Raw genomic sequence first — 18,495 nt, forward strand, 5'->3', positions numbered from 1 at the left:
TAGGAATCGGTTGCTTGAGAATTAAATTCTTGAGTGGACAGCGGCTATTATTTTTGGCAATTACGGTGTATTTAATAATATCTCCAGGCTTCACAGTCGCTTTTTCGGCAATCGGTCGGAAGACAGTTTTATTGTTCTCCACCTCTTTTTTGTCAGCCTTGAGTGTCAGCGTTACCCGTTTGGAAATTGGCAGCGGATCGACGCAAGCTTTGAGTTTGCGTGCCCTAGCAGCTCCGGGAAATTGAGGCACAAAAAATGTCGCGGCGATCGTGCCAATGCCGATTAGAATAAAGATTGAAAACTTAGGCATGGTACTGTTAGAGCGATCGGTGAGCTGAGATATAGAGACAAGACGATCGAATGGCAATAAAGTTGCCCGATCTGTTGAAGACCCGCGATTTAGACTAACGAGCAAAGATCGGATGCTGCGAAGTTTCCAATCGTTCGTAAAGTGTGGGCTTTGCCCGATCGAACCTGATATTCTAGATACACGCACTTCGATCGAATTCTCGACTGGGGAGATTACTCATCACCGATCCAGTCGGATGAGACAAAGCGTAACCGTTGCCTCATCACGCGAGCCGAAGGATGCCAACAGATTGAACTGCATTAATAATTATAGACACTGACCTTAGACTGGATTAGTCCTGCCGAACGCCTCCAATCGTTACCCCAATATGTATTTGCGCGGTTAGATGAACTCAAAGCAAATGCTCGTCGCCAGGGCATCGATCTGATTGACTTGGGGATGGGCAACCCAGACGGTGCCGCACCAGCGCCAGTCATTGCCGCAGCTAAGGATGCGCTCGATGAAGCTACCAATCATGGCTACCCGCCTTTTGAAGGTACCGCCAATTTTCGGGGCGCGATCGCCAAATGGTATTATCGTCGCTACGGTGTTACCCTCGACCCCAATAGTGAAGCTTTACCCCTGCTGGGTTCCAAAGAAGGCTTGGGACATCTAGCGCTAGCATATATCAACCCTGGCGATACAGTCTTAGTGCCCAGTCCCGCTTATCCCGTCCACTTTCGGGGGCCTGCGATCGCGGGTGCTAAGATTCATAATATTATCCTCAAGCCGGAGAATGACTGGGAAATCGATCTCAACGATATTCCCGAAGATGTCGCCCGCAAAGCCAAAATTCTCTTCTTCAACTATCCCAGCAATCCGACTGGCGCAACTGCTTCGCGTGCCTTCTTTGAGGATGTCGTCGCCTTTGCCCACGAGTACAAAATCATGTTAGTTCACGATCTGTGCTACGCCGAACTCGCCTTTGACGGCTACAAGCCCACCAGCCTGTTAGAAATCCCCGGTGCCAAGGAAATCGGCGTCGAGTTCCATACCCTCTCCAAAACCTACAATATGGCTGGCTGGCGCGTCGGTTTTGTCGTCGGTAATAGTCAGATCATCCAAGGACTTCGCACCCTCAAAACCAACCTCGACTACGGTATTTTTGCCGCACTCCAAACCGCCGCTCAGACAGCTCTCGAACTTCCCGACGAATACGTCACCCAAGTCCAAAATCGCTATCGCGAACGTCGCGATTTCACGATCGAAGGACTATCTAAACTGGGCTGGAAGATTAAACCAACTAAAGCCACGATGTATCTGTGGATTCCCTGCGCTGTCGGTTGGAATTCGACGGATTTTGCGCTGATGGTGATGCAAAAAACTGGGGTGGTTTTCACGCCCGGTAATGCGTTTGGGATTGGTGGTGAAGGCTACGTCCGCATCAGTCTGATCGCCGATCTCGATAGGTTGGGTGAAGCAATTGGGAGACTTGCAGATGCCGGGATTCGCTATGAGTAATCGATCGAATCAAACAGTTTAGATTCTCTTTACTTCGGCTCTAAATATTCTGTGAGCAGTGCCCATCCCTAGTTTCTCGATCGAGAGTTAATGCTGGTTGCTTTGAGGTTGCGATCGTGAGAAAAATAGAAAATTAAACTTTAACCAACGACGATCGTTCATTCTCAATCCAGAATTGTTAAATCGTCCATTAGGCTAGGTGCGTGTCAGATCTACCGATGGATTTAGCCGCTTTAGAAGTCGCACTTAGGGATTTATCTCACGACGATCGAGCGGCACAATTAGTGAGAAGTTTGTATAGCTTTTGATATTTAGCTTGGCTGCCTGTTTGCTTGTAATTACGGCTCTAAGCAAAATAAAAAGTGGGATGCTCCCAAAGCCCAGAGCCTAAAGCCCAGAGCCTAACTTTATGACTATAGTCATGTTGTTTTGCTAACTAGACCGTGACTTTAGATAGCGATCGAGAGTGGCTAATCGGTACTTTTGATTGATGATGCAGACATAAACCTCGCGCTAAACTTAGATTAACCTACTTATCTGGACGAGACTCAACCTATAAATTTGACGAGAAAAACTTACGTCACATAGGATGATTTATATATGTCAAAACTTACTTCATTAGCAGTTGGACTGCTGAGTGCGATAGCGATCTTGCCAGCATCGTCAGCTATGGCGGCAACTAACAATCCTGCATCCAGCCTTACACCAGCCGGAGATCTGCACGCTCAAGTTATTCTCAAGATCGGCCCTCAATATCGAGATCGGGGTTACGATCGCGGCTATTCCCGGTGGGAAATACAGCGGCAACGGCGGCTAGAATGGGTACGGGAACGGGAAGCTCGCGCCCGCTGGCGGTCGAGATATGACGATCGCGGTCGCTACGATCGCGGCTACCGTCGCGATTACGACCGTGACTATCGTTACTATCGCTAAATCGATCGGACAAATGACCGTCAACTAGTTTCAAGTCAAGACTGCGGCGAGCTAGTAGTGAATTTAGACTGCTAGCCCGCACTAATCTAGGAGTAGGGACGATCTAACTTATTTAGATCGTCCTTTTTCGATCGTGGCTGGGTACGAACGGGCAGCGGTATAATGATCGATTGAGTCAACTGCGATCTCGATCGTCAATCTTTACTCAAGTTGCCACTTCAGTAGATTTTCCCACCACCCCCAAACCTCATGACCCAAACGCCCCTCTCCCCCAGCCAAAATCGTCAGTTACCGCTGCAACAGCCAGACAATCTCGGTCGGTTTGGCAAATTTGGGGGGAAATATGTCCCAGAGACGCTGATGCCAGCCTTGCTGGAATTTGAAGCCGAATACCGCCGTCATACCCAAGATCCCGAATTCCACCAGCAACTCAACGGACTACTCCGCGATTATGTCGGGCGACCCAGCCCCCTCTATTTTGCCGAGCGGCTCACCGAACGTTATGCGCGTCCCGATGGTACTGGTGCCCAGATTTACCTCAAACGGGAAGACTTAAATCATACTGGCGCTCACAAGATCAATAACGCCCTAGCGCAAGTATTACTTGCCAAGCGGATGGGCAAGCAACGGGTGATTGCCGAAACGGGTGCAGGACAGCATGGTGTGGCAACAGCGACCGTCTGCGCGCGGTTTGGGCTAGATTGTGTCATCTTCATGGGCGTGGAAGATATGAAACGCCAAGAGCTGAACGTGTTCCGGATGCAGTTGCTCGGCGCGGAGGTACGTCCGGTAGCAGCGGGAACTGGCACGCTCAAAGATGCAACTTCCGAAGCGATTCGGGACTGGGTGACTAATGTCGAGACGACTCATTACATCCTCGGATCGGTGGCTGGCCCGCATCCCTACCCGATGATCGTGCGAGATTTTCATGCAATTATTGGCGTAGAAACTCGCGCTCAAGCAATAGAGAAATGGGGCGGCTTACCAGATATTCTCCTCGCTTGTATCGGTGGTGGTTCTAATGCGATGGGACTATTTCATGAATTTGTCAAAGAGCCGACGGTGCGCCTGATTGGGGTCGAGGCGGCTGGCGAAGGCGTGGATACCGATAAACATGCTGCTACACTTACAAAGGGTCGTCCGGGCGTACTGCACGGGGCGATGAGCTACCTGCTGCAAGACAACGATGGACAAGTCACCGAAGCGCATTCGATCAGTGCTGGATTAGACTACCCTGGAGTCGGGCCAGAACATAGCTATCTCAAGGACTTGGGACGAGCTGAATATTATAGTGTTACCGACGCTCAAGCTTTAGAAGCTTTCCAATTATTATCTAAGTTAGAAGGGATTATCCCGGCGCTTGAAACCTCCCACGCAATCGCTTATCTCGAAACCCTCTGTCCTCAACTTACTGGCAGTCCCAAGATTGTCATCAATTGCTCGGGACGCGGTGATAAGGATGTGCAGACAGTTGCTAAGGTATTGAAGTTTTAGAAAAGTTGGGAGTTGGGAGTTGGGAGTTCGGAGCAATTGGGCTTTAGGACTTAGGATTGAGATGTTTGAAGAAATACTCTTAACCTACTGACTCTTTCACTCCTTTCTCGCACTGTGCGCTCTCAGATACTCCTGTTTACTACCAACTCCTCACTCCCAACTATTTATGACTCGCTCCAGCGGCATCCTCCTCCACCCCACTTCTTTACCTAGTCCCTTTGGAATTGGCGACTTAGGTGCAGATGCGTACAAATTCATTGACTTTTTACACGATGCCCAGCAGAAGTATTGGCAGATCTTACCACTCGGGCCGACGGGTTATGGTAACTCGCCATACATGTGTTATTCAGCGATCGCGGGTAATCCGCTATTAATTAGCCCAGTTAAACTATTAGAAGATGGTTTACTAGCTACCACAGACTTAGAAAATCTCCCCACCTTTCCGACTCATCGCGTTGACTTTGCACTAGCGATCGCAGTTAAAACCAAGCTATATCATATTGCCTTCGAGCGGTTTCAATCATTTGCCGATGCCGACCAAAAACACAACTTCGATAACTTTTGTCACAGTCAAATCTATTGGTTGGATGACTATGCCTTATTTATGGCGTTGCGCGAAGCACACGACGGTAAGAGCTGGCATCAATGGGAGCCAGATTTAGTCAAACGCGAACCGATCGCACTAATTCACTGGCAAAACCAACTCAAACACCAAATTAGCTATCATAAATTCATTCAATTCAAGTTCTTTGAACAGTGGTTGGCGGTAAGAAGTTACGCCCGCGATCGACACATTGAAATCATCGGTGATATTCCAATTTATGTCGCCCATGATAGTGCTGATGTCTGGGCAAATCAAAAATTCTTTGAACTCGATCCCGAAACTGGAGCCGCCGCCCTGATGGCTGGTGTGCCGCCCGATTACTTTAGTGAAACCGGACAATTGTGGGGAAATCCAGTTTATCATTGGGAGAATCTAGTCCATACTCAGTTTAATTGGTGGATTCAAAGATTTGAATCACTCCTCAAATTGGTAGATGTAATTCGCGTCGATCACTTTCGCGGTTTCCAAGCATTTTGGGCAGTCGAACAGGGCGAAACTACCGCCATGAATGGACGCTGGATCGAGGCTCCAGGTGCAGATTTATTTAACACCATTCAACAAAAATGGGGACATTTACCGATTTTGGCAGAAGACTTGGGCGTAATTACTCCCGACGTGGAAGCTTTGCGCGATCAATTTGGTTTTCCAGGCATGAAAATCCTCCAATTTGCCTTCGGTTCGGACAATGGCAATCCCTTTTTACCATTCAATCACTCACCCAATTTTGTGGTGTATACAGGTACTCATGATAATGATACTAGTGTCGGCTGGTTTGAGAAATTAACAGGTGTCGAACGCGATCGATTCTTGTTGTATTCCGGTGGGATTTGTTCGGCAGGCGTACATTGGGATCTGATCCGATTGGCGATGACTTCCGTCGCCGATTTAGCAATCTTCCCCCTCCAAGATATCTTGGGTTTAGGCGGTGCCGCACGGATGAATTTTCCGGGCTTAGCTGAAGGCAATTGGGAATGGCGGTACGATCCGTCAGTACTCAATGAGCCGCTAGCATTAAGATTAAAAAATCTCACATTAATCTGTGGTCGCAGTAGCACTTAAATCCCGCTCTCAAAATCTAGTGTTCGCTGGGTGCAGCAAATTTTTTGAACATCACGACCCATGCTGCACCACCTCACTCAAAGCTTCCGCGATCGTAATATCACTGACGCCACGACGTTTTAGACTTGCCACTAACGCTGTCACTGTCTCGCTTTCAAAGCGTTCTAGATCGACGCGCAAACATTGACCGATATAGGCACGAATCAACGGCTGATAGCCCGAAAATCCTAACAATGGTGCGACTCTTTTGAGATCCTCAATCACATCTTCGGGGAGCCGCATCGTCACGCTCGTCATCGGACGGTTGCGGTCGAGTCGCCGCTTTAGTGCTTCAATTTTCATAATCTGCTCTCTCCTGACGGGTTGCTCTACGTGCTGAAATAATCCGAATACTATCTTCTTCTTGCTCGATATGAACTACATAAAGCAGGTTCCAGCGAGTATCCAACCCAATCGCAGCATCCCGCGCTTCATCATTGCGACTAGCATCAACAATTATCATGAATGGGTCGAATAGTGCCTCAGCAGCTTGTTGGAAAGTAATCCCATCATGATTAATCGGATTTATCCGCGCTTTTTCGTCATCCCATAAAAAGGTGATGCCGTTAAGTGAGTAGTACACATTCATGGAGATTATTATAATCAAAGCGTATTTACAATGTCAATACACTTTGACGATCGAGCTGCTGGATACGAACGTCTGAATCGTTAGAAAGTGCCCTTCGTCAGTACGTAGATACTTAAATGCTTTAAACGTTAAAATATTAGTACCCTTGCCAATTTGTGAAAAGTATGCGCTTGCTCTGGTTTCGTCGCGACTTACGATTGACTGACAATGAGATCGTCACCCTAGCGGCGGCTGAGAATACGCCAGTTTTACCATTTTTCATCATCGATCCGTGGTTTTATACTTGGGCGGATGTCGGCTCGTCGAGGGTGAGATTTTTGTTTGAGTCTTTGGCGGACTTAGATCGCCAATTGCAAGAGCTAGGCAGTCGTCTATGCTTGTTTGAAGGCAACTCCACCCAGATCGTTCGGGATCTCACCACACAGCTCGTTGCTCAAGGAGAGCGACCCAAGCTATTCTTCAATCGCGATGTTCAAGTCGAGTATGGAATTAGTCGCGATCGATCTATAGTAGACTTTTACCACGAATTAAACCTCGATTGTCACCTGGGATTAAACAACTTCTTGCAGACTCAAGGTCGCCGTCAGGAATGGTTTGGTGAGTACTATAGCTATCAACGTCAACCCCAATACCAGCAACCATTCAAGCTCGATTTACCAACACTCACGATTGACATTCCCCAACTGACTTTTACAGAACTTACCCAAAAATACTCACGGTTTTGGGATGTCGAAAAAGTCTATTTTCCCGGTGGGGAAACAAATGCCCACGATACATTAGACTCATTTCTCACCAGTAGATTCCACGGCTATCATTGGAAACTGTCACGTCCGTGGTTGGCTCAACTTGGGGCAACTTCTCACCTCTCCCCACATCTAACGTTTGGCACGATTTCGACGCGGACTGTTTACCAAGCGACCAAAGCTAGAGTCGCCGCTTTTGCAGGTCGAGACAAAGCCGAATTTTCACTCAACGCCTTTCGCGACAGGTTGCGCTGGCACGATAGTTTTACGCAGCGGTTGTATTTCCACCCAGAAATAGCTTACCAAAATCGCTACCCTGAATTTGATGATTGGTACAAGCCGGACGAACTAAGTCCGAACCAGCTCGAACTATTCCAAGCTTGGCAAGAGGGGATGACGGGTTTTCCACTAGTTGATGCGAGTATGCGCCAGCTCCAAACGATGGGCTGGATGAATTTTCGGATGCGGGCGATGTGCGCTACCTTCCTCACTATCAATTGCGGCGTGTCTTGGCAGCATGGAGCCAAACACTTTATGAACTATTTAGTCGATGGGGATCTAGCCATTGATAACTGGCAGTGGCAGATGCAGGCTGGTGTCACCAATCCTTTGAGTGAGACGTTTCGGATCTACAACCCCAATAAGAATATCGCTGAAAAAGACCCCGATCTGAGTTTTATTCACCATTGGATATCTGAATTACAAGGATATAGTCTCGATGAAGTCAGCGAGGGTAAGTATATGGATAGCTATTATCCCCAACCAATTCTTGATTGGTCGCAGACGCGCAAAGTTAACGGCAAGATCGTTTCCGATCTCCGCAAACAAGTTAGAACCAGACTAGTAGCTCAAGGTGGTGCTGAGTATGACAGCGCAATCGCGGCAAAGGAAACTGTGGAAAAGTACTGGGAGTATAAGCATAAGGAATACGAAAAAATCTCACCGCGATCGGCTTAGAGCGTATCATCAATTAGGTAGACTGAGGTCAAGTAGAAAATACCACTAGGGCGATCGATCTTTGAACTTGTTTACGTCTTAGTCCAGTAGACTTCTTCCAAACCGACTTGAAAATTTTCCGTCATCCAGACTAAACCAGCTTGAGTCACTTTACCGTCGGTGATGGTAACTAATGAGAAATTGCGGAGAGTGCGTTCGATCGTGGAGAGGACACGCGGACAGCGAGCGGCATTGAGATATATCGTGCCATTCGGATGCACGACGATCGGATCGCGCAAACGTTCTTTCGTATGCCTGAGTCGGTGGTGCATGTGTCCGAAGGTCACTAACGGAATCGATTTACCTTGAGACTTAAGTAGATCGATCGCGTCAGCCAAGTCAGGATCGCCGTAGTCGCCGCCAATTACTGTTTCACCCCAATCCTTACCACAAATCGATTCGGGGTCTTCCCCCAGCCCTGTGGGACCATTGTGACCGATGATGATGAGATGTTCGCAAGCGGCTTGAGTGGCATTCTCGACAATCCTATTGGTAGATGCGGCAAAGCTATCGATCCCAAATCTGGCTTCATAAAAGTCACTATACTTCCACTTGGGGCCGCCCCAGCTAAATGGACGACTCCCGATTACGGAAAGATTTAATTGCGGAAAATCTAATTTGCCGTAACCGACATAACTTTCGCCCAATAGATCGATTTGTTGCTGCACGCGGTCTTCGACGAGCGGGTCGTAAGGGCTTTTGCTGCGCCCCCAATCGCTAGCAGTATACCAGGCATCATGATTGCCCAAGATCGCGGCTTTGGGTAGATCCATCGCCGCCAGACGGCGGACTAGTTCTACGGCTTCATTCCCAAAATCGCCGACAAATAAGACTAAATCGACGCCCAGATGCCGCAACGCGATTTCATCATCGGCTGTCCATTCGTCGTGAACGTCCCCGACGATCGCAATTCTAATAGGTTTGGTTGGATTCTCCGGCATGGTTGTAACGAGCAGTCTACTTGCGCCTTCACCATTATAAGGGAGATTCGCTATCCACTATTCACCATCCACTATCCACCATCCACTTTACGGCGTCTTATATGTAAAAAAGTTATTAAAGATGCCGATCGATTCGACTCGACCGTTGAAATTGACGGTGGGGACGGCGATTTCCGATCGATAGATGCTAAACAGCAGCCAATTTTGGCGCGTGGTAGTCATCGATAGTAAGGGGCGCAAGCGGGGTTTGTAGGCTTCGATCGCCGCACGGCACGGCTCCTGAATCAAGTTGCCCAATCCGGGCAGGCGCTCGCATTGGTCTTTGGCGAGGGTGCCGACGCGATCGACAGCGTAAGTTTCATAGGCGTCTCGATCGGGATTTGTCGCCAATCCTAGCCCACACAGCCCTAAAATACCGCACATAATTACTTGCCATAATTTCATACCGAACCCAAACTCACTAAAATTATTTTACTGTAACCCCAGACGGACGAGTAACTGTAGATGTGTCGATTCGATCTAAATTTTGAGCGCGAGTAACGATCTAATTCGAGCAAATTGTGTTAATATAGTTTCTACGAGTAAATCGTGGCGAGCGTCGCCTAGTGGTTATGGCAGAGGTTTGTGGTGCCTCCACTCGCGGGTTCGAATCCCGTCGTTCGCCCTTATAGGTTCAGGTTAATAGAGAAGTCCCCGATCGCGAGATTGGGGATTTTTAGTTGCGGTGGAGCAATTGCCGCAATTGCCCATGTCGCAGGTGGGAAAGTAGTAAACTTAAGCCAGGACAATCTTTATCACAGCAAGCGCGAGCGATGGATACTACTAAAATTTTACCGATTTTGGGTGCGACAGCATTCGGACTACTGGTACTCGTGACACTTGGGATCGGCTATCTGACTGTATTAGGTTGGCGCGATCGTCAGCGCCGCGAGCAAGATCGCCGCGCTAGTCGTTAGGTAGCCGCGCTAGTACGGACATGGATTTAATTCTTTGTCATACTACGGCAGATTTTGATACGCTGGGGGCAGCGGTAGGTTTGGCGCGGCTATTACCGGGGAGTAAGATAGTGCTAACTGGGGGCGCACATCCGACTGTGAAGGACTTTTTGGCACTATATCGCGATGAGTATCCGACGATCGAACGGCGCTCGGTAGCACCAGCTATGATTCGATCGCTAAGTATCGTCGATGTCCAGCAGCGCCAGCGGTTGGGGGCGGCGGCGCAATGGTTGGATTTGCCAGATTTAGAGTCGATCGTGGTTTACGACCATCATTTGGGGCAAGCTAGCGATATCCCGGCAACACAGGTACAGATCGAACCTGTGGGCGCGACGACGACGTTGATTGTCGAGCGGCTTCAGCGCGCAAAAATAGATTTGACGATCGCCGAAGCGACGGTGATGGCTTTGGGCATCCATGTCGATAGTGGCTCGTTGACATTTGAGATGAGTACGGCGCGGGATGCACTTGCTTTGGCATGGTTGATGCAGCAGGGGGCAGATCTCACAGCAATTGGGGAGTATGTCGATCCGGGTTTATCGCCGCAGTTACAACAGTTATTGCAGGTGGCGTTACGGGATATTCAGACTCAATCGATCGGTGGTAAAACTGTCGGCTGGGTGAGTCTGAAAACTGAGAAATTTGTGGCGGGATTATCGAGCTTAGTCACGCAGATTCGATCGAGTATGGCCGATCTTGATGTGCTGATCTTAACTCATGAAGTGCCCGCCGCCGCTGGTAAAAATCGGGTGACGATTATCGGTCGATCGAAGATTCCCGGTGTCGATCTTCAGGTGTTATTTGGGGTATTTGGTGGCGGTGGGCATCCCTCCGCCGCCGCAGCGAGTCTGCACGGTGTCGATGTGTCAGCAATTTTAGCGCAGCTTCTAGACGCAATTGAAATGGCCATCCCGCAGCCGCCGACGGCTAGAGATCTGATGTCAGCACCGATTCGCACGATTCGTCCCGAAACGACGATTGCTGAAGCACAACGGATTTTATTAAGATACGGGCATTCCGGGTTGCCGATCGTCGATCCGACTGATAAGTTAGTGGGCATCATTTCGCGGCGGGATCTGGATCTCGCCCGACATCATGGATTCGATCGCGCACCAGTCAAGGGTTACATGACAACCCACGTCAACACGATCGCCCCATCAACTACGTTACCGGAAATCGAGCAGTTGATGGTGACTCACGATCTCGGGAGATTGCCAGTCTTAGCCGCTGGTAAGCTGGTAGGTATCGTCACGCGTACCGATATATTGCGTCAATTGCACCATCAGCGCAATCCAACTGCAAATCTTGCCGCTCAAATAACAGTTGTTGATGCGAGCGCCCCAACTCCGAGTATCACTCCGCCGCGCGATCTCCAGCAGTTGCAGGTAAGGCTCGCGCCCAAATTGTGGGAATTGCTGATGCTCGCCGCCCGTTTAGCGCAGCAGTCGGGCTGGCATCTGTATCTCGTCGGCGGTGCCGTGCGCGATTTATTATTGGCACCAGCGACGGGTAATTTAGTCATTACCGATATCGATCTGGTAGTAGATGGGTGCGATCGATCGGCAGATGTCGGGGCTGGTGTTCAATTGGCTACTGCCCTTCAAGAAGTCTACCCAGACACGCGTCTGGATATCCACGGCGCGTTCCAGACGGCGGCGTTACTCTGGCATCGAGATCCTGAATTTGACTCGTTAGGCATCGATATCGCCACTGCTCGAACCGAATTTTATCCCTATCCTGCCGCTAATCCCGAGGTAGAAGCCAGCTCGATTCGGCAAGATTTGTATCGGCGCGATTTTACAATTAATGCAATGGCATTGCGGCTGACAGCGGCGACAACGCCGCCGTTATTAGATTTTTTTGGTGGGGTGGACGATTTAAATACTCGGCAAGTGCGAGTTCTACATGCCAATAGTTTTATCGAAGATCCGACGCGAATTTATCGCGGTGTCAGATTTGCCGTGCGATTGGGCTTTCGACTCGAAGCGCGGACGATCGAGTATATTCGGTATGCGATCGAGAGTGGTGTCTACGATCGCACCGCACAAGCTAATCCGAAGACACCCGCGCTACAAACTCGACTGAAAACTGAATTAAAATACCTGCTCCAAGCTAGTTATTGGCAGCCAGCACTAGAGTTATTAGGCGAGCTAGATGCGTTGCAATGTATCCATCCGACACTCAAGTTGGATCTTGAATTATTGCAACAATTAAAGTTACTTGCGCGATGCTTGCAAAGATTCGATCGCGCACAGACAATCGGACATTGGCAACTGCGACTAGAATTAATTATCGCTACGTTGACACCAGCATATCGTCAGCAAGTAGCAGCAAATTTACAATTAGCTCAAGATAGTATCGATCGGTTGGAGCATTTAGAGCGATCGCAAACTAAAATTAGTTCGTCATTACCAGCCTTGCAGCGGGTTAGCGAAGTAGTCCAACTGCTGCAACCATACGATCTTCAGACTTTGATTTTAGTCGCAGTGCGCTGTCGGAATACCGCGATCGTCAGAGATCGAATTTGGAAATATTTAACAGTCTGGAGCAATATTCAACCGATTTTAAATGGTAAAGATCTCCATAAATTAGGGTATAAACCAGGGCCGCAATATCGGCAGATCTTAGATAGCTTATTAATGGCGACTCTAGATGGCGAAGTCACAGATCGATCGAGCGCCGAACAATTTTTGCAGCGACATTGGCACTGTTAATTTACACAAAGCAAGAGGAAACTATCTAGTCAGATCGTTTCCTCGGATGGCATGTGAGACGTTGCTAATTTAAGGTATGATTTGCTCTTCACCCCAATTCAGCAACGCCGCATGTGGTAAAGACTGACTTTTTCGATCGAGTGCAATTCACCAGATCTAGTCAAATGCCTATAGCTGTAAGATCTATTTTGTTATTACTAACATTTTAGTCATCATCACGATCGCGTCTATATTTTGAATGTCCTCGACCATGCTTATAGTACTTTCCATAACGACCGCGTGATTCTGCCCATCTTGAATTATCGCGATAATTTTCTGATTCCGAGCGGCGATATTTTTCGACAACGATGACATTTTGTGGACGAGGTGCTGATTCTACAAAGATGACTCGTTGGGGCTGCGGATACGGCTGCGAACCGATGCCGATATTGATATTGACTTGTGCGTGGAGATTTGCGGCTGGCTGAGCGAGGGAAATATTATCGATCGGAGTAAAAGCGTTAGCAGTTAGGGCGTTGGCGAAGCCTTGCCCCTGGCAAATCGAGAGTGCAGCAACTAAGCCGATCGCCAATGAATTAAGTTGTAACATGTATTAGTCGTTAGGTTTTGAAAATTAGTCATTTTAAGTATCGATCGGTAGATGCTGTTTGACCTAATTATATCTGTTCGGTGTGATTTTTGATAACGATAATTTGGCTCAATGCTAAATTAATCGCCACCCGCCCAAGCTTTAAAAAGTTGGTGTTGTCGCTTGTCAGGCTGTTCGATCGATCGCAATTGATATTGTTGAGGTTGTGGTGTGGCTAAAACGATCGAGACACTCATTAAGCGATCGGCATGAAAGAAACTTACGCTAATTTCTTGTCCGGGTTGATAAGATTTTAGGCGATCGTTAAGCTTATCGGCAGTAATCTTATAACCATCGATCGCCAGTAATTCATCGCCCGGATCGATACCTGCTAATTGGGCGGGTGAATGCGCTGCTACTGACTTAATTGCTTCTTTGCCATGCTCGGTTTTCACATTGATGCCTAAATATGGCATACTAGCTTCGACAGGTTGTAACTCAATTCCGAAGGGAGCTAAGTATTCATTAAAAGGTAACTCTTCGATGCCATGAATGTAGCGATCGTAGAATTCAGTTAGGTCGCGATCGGCGATCGATTCGATAATTTGTTTGAGTTGAATTTCGGTAAATCCAATCTCAGCTTTCCCGAACTGCTCCCACATCGTCACCAACACATCATCGAAGGATTTGGTACCTTGAGTCCGATCGCGAATTAATAAGTCTAATAATAATGTCACCATTTCTCCTTTGAGATAATAGGACATCTGGGAATTAGAACTATTGGCATCGGGGCGATATAATTTGATCCACGCATCGAAACTCGACTCGCTCAATGGCTGTACCAATCGCCCCGGCGTTGTCAAAAAGCGGGTGATTTCCTTACTCAGTTCGGCTAAAAATTCTCGATCGTCATAAACTCCCGCGCGTCGAGGAATTACTAAATCGTAATAACTAGTCGTTCCCTCGCTAAACCATAGTGAAGGCGTATAGTTTTCGCGATCGTAATCAAATTTTTCGAGCGCCGCCGGACGAATCCGTTTGACATTCCACAGATGGAAAAATTCATGGGCAACTAGTTGCATAAACCGATTATGTTTTTCGGCACCTTGAAAATTGAAGCGAGGATATAAGAGCGAACAACAGTTCTTGTGTTCTAAACCTCCACCACTTGCTGGTGATAAATGCAATAAGAATATATACTTCTCGTAGGGCAATCCACCGAAGATGTTTGCCTCGACTTCGACAATCTTTTTGATGTCCTCGATCGCGCTGTGCGGTGCTAAATTACCTTCGCCCCAAACAACTAGTTGGTGAGGTATATCTAATACGGTAAAGTCATAAATCCGCTGTGTACCGATCTCAAATGGACTATCGACTAAAGTATCAAAATCGTCAGCTAAGAAGGTCTGATGACCGATTTGGGGTAATGGCGTAGTTACTTGCCAATCGGGATTCGGTGGGATAATTCGTAGCTCGATCGGACAGTTTTCAAATCCCGGTACATAAAAACATAATGCTGCTGGATTAAAGTAGCCGTGAGTTGCATCGAGATGATTGGTTCTGACGGTTAATTCATTGGCAAACACTTGATAACTAATCGAAATTTTGCTGCTATCATTTGTCTGAATTTGCCAATGATTTTTAGCAACTTTGTGAACACCTAATTTTCGACCTGTCGCTGAGACTGCGACAAGGTTTTGGATTTGCTTGGCATATTCGCGCACCAAATAAGAACCCGGCGTCCACACGGGCATTTTGATATCGAGGATGTCTCCATCCCAATGGCTAACGATTAATTTCACCTCAAACAAGTGAGTTTGCGGCTGGGACATCGCTATTCTATAAGCTAATTTTGGCGCGTAAGCTTGCGAGTCAATAGTAGTAGCAATAGTAGTTTGAATCATTGGCTGGGAGGTAGACGAGCGTCACCGATCGATTAATTTAATTGGTTCTTAATTCTTGAGCTGCTAGATAGATTTGACTCCATTCACCCATGACTTGATTAGTTTTGATTTTGAGTGATTTAGCGATCGCTTCTACTGAAGTTCCCGCTTTTAAACCGAGCATAATTTCTCGTTGTTTGGTTTCGAGACTACTACAAAACTGTTCCCATTGATGGGGCGTCAAGCCTAAGTTATGTTCTTGGAGCGAGATATGCAGCCATTGGGAAACTAACTCTGATTCAGCTTTAATTGCAAACACTTTGAGCGTGTGATAATTAATTTTTTCCCGCAGTCGATAAACTTGCTTGATATCCATTTTCAGGGCAATTGAGATCGCTTCAGGCGTCTTACCTTGGAGATATAGCTCCAACCATTTACCAGCTTCGGGGCTGACATTTTCGCACAGATACGCGTGCAATGTCGATTTAACTCGATCGCGAGCGACTTGAGTTTCTTCCCACTCTTGTTGTTGGTGATAATCATCTTGAGCTTGTTTATCTAGCAAGCTAAAAGTAGTATCGCTATCGCCAACGATTTCATCAGAAACTAGTTTGACTAGATCGTTTTGGGGGACATTGGTGACGCCACCTTTTTGCGATCGCCGTAGATAATTCACAAAGCGATGGGCTAGTAAGGGCTGATTGCGAATCGGGCGCAGGCAATATTCTTCAATACTGGCAAATAGTAAGGTATCGCGCAGCCGAGGATTTTTGGTACATTGCCCGATCCACGCAATTTGCTGCTGGATGTATTTATCACCTTGCAGTAGCTCTTGGATGACTTCTTGCAAGACATCGACGACTTGTCGCTGACGATCGTTGCTGAGCGTCAGCCATGCCCGAATCTTATCGCGTAATACCGCCAACCCCCCCAATCGCTGCATCAGATTCTTATAAGCGCGTTCTGGTGGCAATCCGAGGTAGCGTTGGAGCAAAATCCGCAGCCGATAATCCATGGCGCGATCGGCAATTTTGAGATGTTCGGCATCGAGAGTTTCGAGGCGTTCGCGATTCTCGCCGAGCAGCCAGTTGAGGATACTGGCTTGAGTGGTGGCGTTTTGCCCGTTACATTCTGTAGCGATGCGGGTTTCCCACTGAGTGGCGATCTTATCTATGATTACGTTCGTCATCGGGCGATTGCTCCTGTCCCCTCGGTGTAAATTAAGGTGGCGATCGAATTAGCTTCGATTCACAATATAACTGATGGTCTATGACTAACGGTGCGGCTGAACGACGCAATCGCGGATCTACGCGTCAGATCCTACTTGGGACGTTAAATCAAAATTATGTCGGGGGTTTTATTACCGAGTCAGTTTGGCGATCTTTAGTTCCAATTTTAGCTAAAGTTGCTAATAGTAAATATACTTCGATCGCAATTATTTAGTCGATCGTGCCTGACTATTTTTATTGTCATAGTCTAACCCGATCGATTTTGCGCGTCAAAGTAACTAAAAAGTCGCAAGACAACTTGCGATAAGCCATCCTACGACCTAAGAGGCTGTTTGAAAAGTCTGACCTGTTAAGCGCAGACCCTAGAAATCCCCCCTAGCCCCCCTTTCCAAGGGGGGAATTAAAGTCCCTCTTGGAAAGGGGGATTTAGCGGATGCGCTCCGGTCGGGTTCCCCGACCATGGAAGCGCACCAAGCGGGGGGATTTACCTATTGCAAGCGAAGCAATTAGACTTTTCAAACATCCTCTAAGAGTCGGACATGCGCGGGCTAAAAAGAAATAATCAAATAGCCAGCCTGAAATTTTGCCCCAGTGACACTCGCACCTTTGAGGGGCGGCGGTAACAGGATATTGCGGCGCTGATCGCCAGCCTCGATCGTCACCTCTGGCCCCGATTGCGTCAGCTTGACTTGGGTTTTATCAAATCCGGGCAAATACAGGCGTACCTCGCGCTTGAGGATGTCGATCGCGATCGGTTTAGGTACAGATAGAACTTGACTAAAATCTGGCATGGCATCGATTAACGATTGCCAATCGGTACCAATGCGCGTGGGGAGTGCTGTGACAACTAAGGGGTCGAATTCAGTGCCAACATTATCTACTACGGCATCGCGATTGAGAATTAGTCCGCCGATACTCAGCCCCGATTGTTGGGCACTACCCCACAAATATTTAGCTGTCGCGACAGCGGCAGGATCGTCTGTCGTCACCAAATAACCCACCACGCGCTGGGGATTACCGATTGCCGCTTGACTCTGCGTAAAAAAGTTATTTGCCTCCTGCATCGGCTGTGACATGACGCTCTCACCCGTCCAGGCAAGAGTCAACACCGCTGCCAGTGCTGGCTGCATAATCGGCGCAACAGTCCGCCACAGGTCGGATTCTTCGACGACAGCGACAAAGCGGCGCAGGTACCAACTGAGACTATCGCCCATTCCCGCCATCCGTAGGGTTGTCAGATCGCCAGTGCCATCGTAGACGATCGTGTCATACTTCCCACTCGCATCATACTGGCGCAGGGCATTGAGGGCGATCGCGCTATCCATCCCCGGAATAATTGCGAGTTCTTGTCCGTAAACATTGCGTAAAATCGGCGATCGCAAGTATCGCGCTTCAATTTGCTTGACATCCTCCCAACCTCGCTCGATGGCGACAGTTGCCGAAATTAAGACTACTTCTAAATTTGCACCGATGGATTGGGGTTTATCAGTCAAGGGGACACCCAGCAAGATCCCCGTCGCAGGCGTAGGATCTTGACTGACAAATAATACCCGCCGACCGAGGCTTGCTTGTTGTTTGGCAGCGGCGATCGCGACCGTAGTCCGACCGGAACCGCCTTTACCAAGGAAGGTGAGAATTTGGGACATATTAATCTACAACTTTGAGTTCATCTTCAAAAAACCAGGTACTAGTTTTGTCTTCAAATTCGACGACGGCACCTACACCGCTACCATCGGTCATTTTAAATTCCTTAACCGTCCCTACTTTACCTAGTTTACTCACAACGCCATTTGATACGCGATCTCTGAGGCGAAAAACTTTAACTTGTTGACCGATTTCCATTGAACTTAACTGTGATTGATATAATTTCTCCATTCCACAGTGTACCGGAATTC

Annotated in this window: 17 protein-coding genes, 1 tRNA gene and 1 pseudogene; 9 read left to right on the plus strand and 10 right to left on the minus strand. The window is 48.0% G+C overall.

Annotated features, from left to right (window positions below):
- Positions 1-415: pseudogene (locus RMO35_RS18030) on the minus strand (hypothetical protein); the annotation flags it as partial.
- 210 nt (positions 416-625) lie between these two features.
- Between RMO35_RS18030 and RMO35_RS18035 the strand changes: the two are divergent.
- From RMO35_RS18035 to malQ, 4 genes are all read left to right on the plus strand, one after another.
- Positions 626-1,810, plus strand: coding sequence for an aspartate aminotransferase (locus RMO35_RS18035; RefSeq protein WP_309742846.1), 1,185 nt, complete (start codon positions 626-628; stop codon positions 1,808-1,810).
- A 600-nt stretch (positions 1,811-2,410) separates the two neighbouring features.
- Entirely contained in the window at positions 2,411-2,743 is a 333-nt protein-coding gene (locus tag RMO35_RS18040; RefSeq protein WP_309742820.1) for a hypothetical protein, read from the plus strand.
- Between the two features lie 249 nt (positions 2,744-2,992).
- Positions 2,993-4,237, plus strand: coding sequence for a tryptophan synthase subunit beta (gene trpB / locus RMO35_RS18045; protein WP_309742822.1), 1,245 nt, complete (start codon positions 2,993-2,995; stop codon positions 4,235-4,237).
- Positions 4,238-4,403: 166 nt separating this feature from the next.
- On the plus strand, positions 4,404-5,900 hold the full coding sequence (gene malQ, locus RMO35_RS18050; RefSeq protein WP_309742823.1) for a 4-alpha-glucanotransferase: 1,497 nt from the start codon (positions 4,404-4,406) through the stop codon (positions 5,898-5,900).
- 51 nt (positions 5,901-5,951) lie between these two features.
- Here the strand turns inward: malQ and RMO35_RS18055 are convergent, their stop codons facing one another.
- Positions 5,952-6,242, minus strand: coding sequence for a hypothetical protein (locus RMO35_RS18055; RefSeq protein WP_309742825.1), 291 nt, complete (start codon positions 6,240-6,242; stop codon positions 5,952-5,954).
- Entirely contained in the window at positions 6,232-6,528 is a 297-nt protein-coding gene (locus RMO35_RS18060; protein WP_309742848.1) for a BrnT family toxin, read from the minus strand. The genes RMO35_RS18055 and RMO35_RS18060 overlap by 11 nt, the downstream gene beginning before the upstream one ends.
- A gap of 164 nt (positions 6,529-6,692) precedes the next feature.
- Between RMO35_RS18060 and RMO35_RS18065 the strand changes: the two genes are divergently transcribed.
- Positions 6,693-8,228: an FAD-binding domain-containing protein gene (locus RMO35_RS18065; protein ID WP_309742850.1), complete on the plus strand. Its 1,536-nt coding sequence runs from the start codon at positions 6,693-6,695 to the stop codon at positions 8,226-8,228.
- 71 nt (positions 8,229-8,299) lie between these two features.
- On the opposite strand, the gene RMO35_RS18070 is transcribed toward RMO35_RS18065, so the two are convergent.
- Entirely contained in the window at positions 8,300-9,208 is a 909-nt protein-coding gene (locus RMO35_RS18070; RefSeq protein ID WP_309742827.1) for a TIGR04168 family protein, read from the minus strand.
- An 87-nt stretch (positions 9,209-9,295) separates the two neighbouring features.
- Positions 9,296-9,652 (minus strand): DUF4359 domain-containing protein, encoded by a 357-nt coding sequence (locus RMO35_RS18075; protein ID WP_309742830.1) that lies wholly within the window; start codon positions 9,650-9,652, stop codon positions 9,296-9,298.
- Positions 9,653-9,799: 147 nt separating this feature from the next.
- Between RMO35_RS18075 and RMO35_RS18080 the strand changes: the two genes are divergently transcribed.
- The 3 genes from RMO35_RS18080 (at position 9,800) to RMO35_RS18090 (ending at position 12,920) form a co-directional block, all read left to right on the plus strand.
- Positions 9,800-9,872: transfer RNA gene (locus tag RMO35_RS18080), tRNA-His, on the plus strand.
- A 148-nt stretch (positions 9,873-10,020) separates the two neighbouring features.
- Positions 10,021-10,164 (plus strand): hypothetical protein, encoded by a 144-nt coding sequence (locus tag RMO35_RS18085; protein ID WP_309742831.1) that lies wholly within the window; start codon positions 10,021-10,023, stop codon positions 10,162-10,164.
- A gap of 20 nt (positions 10,165-10,184) precedes the next feature.
- Positions 10,185-12,920: a CBS domain-containing protein gene (locus RMO35_RS18090; protein ID WP_309742833.1), complete on the plus strand. Its 2,736-nt coding sequence runs from the start codon at positions 10,185-10,187 to the stop codon at positions 12,918-12,920.
- A 205-nt stretch (positions 12,921-13,125) separates the two neighbouring features.
- Here the strand turns inward: RMO35_RS18090 and RMO35_RS18095 are convergent, their stop codons facing one another.
- From RMO35_RS18095 to RMO35_RS18105, 3 genes are all read right to left on the minus strand, one after another.
- Positions 13,126-13,509 (minus strand): hypothetical protein, encoded by a 384-nt coding sequence (locus RMO35_RS18095; RefSeq protein ID WP_309742837.1) that lies wholly within the window; start codon positions 13,507-13,509, stop codon positions 13,126-13,128.
- Positions 13,510-13,628: 119 nt separating this feature from the next.
- Positions 13,629-15,392, minus strand: a complete 1,764-nt coding sequence (locus RMO35_RS18100) for a M61 family metallopeptidase (RefSeq protein WP_309742838.1) — start codon at positions 15,390-15,392, stop codon at positions 13,629-13,631.
- Between the two features lie 37 nt (positions 15,393-15,429).
- Positions 15,430-16,560 carry a HetZ-related protein 2 gene (locus tag RMO35_RS18105; protein WP_309742840.1) on the minus strand — a complete coding sequence of 377 codons (1,131 nt, stop codon included), beginning with the start codon at positions 16,558-16,560 and terminating at the stop codon, positions 15,430-15,432.
- Between the two features lie 80 nt (positions 16,561-16,640).
- Between RMO35_RS18105 and RMO35_RS18110 the strand changes: the two genes are divergently transcribed.
- Positions 16,641-16,814 carry a hypothetical protein gene (locus tag RMO35_RS18110; protein ID WP_309742842.1) on the plus strand — a complete coding sequence of 58 codons (174 nt, stop codon included), beginning with the start codon at positions 16,641-16,643 and terminating at the stop codon, positions 16,812-16,814.
- Positions 16,815-17,148: 334 nt separating this feature from the next.
- On the opposite strand, the gene RMO35_RS18115 is transcribed toward RMO35_RS18110, so the two are convergent.
- Positions 17,149-18,246, minus strand: coding sequence for an ArsA family ATPase (locus RMO35_RS18115; RefSeq protein WP_309742844.1), 1,098 nt, complete (start codon positions 18,244-18,246; stop codon positions 17,149-17,151).
- A 1-nt stretch (position 18,247) separates the two neighbouring features.
- Positions 18,248-18,442: a DUF2862 domain-containing protein gene (locus tag RMO35_RS18120; RefSeq protein ID WP_309742851.1), complete on the minus strand. Its 195-nt coding sequence runs from the start codon at positions 18,440-18,442 to the stop codon at positions 18,248-18,250.
- Positions 18,443-18,495 lie beyond the last annotated feature (53 nt).

This window comes from Chamaesiphon sp. OTE_20_metabat_361, assembly GCF_031364565.1.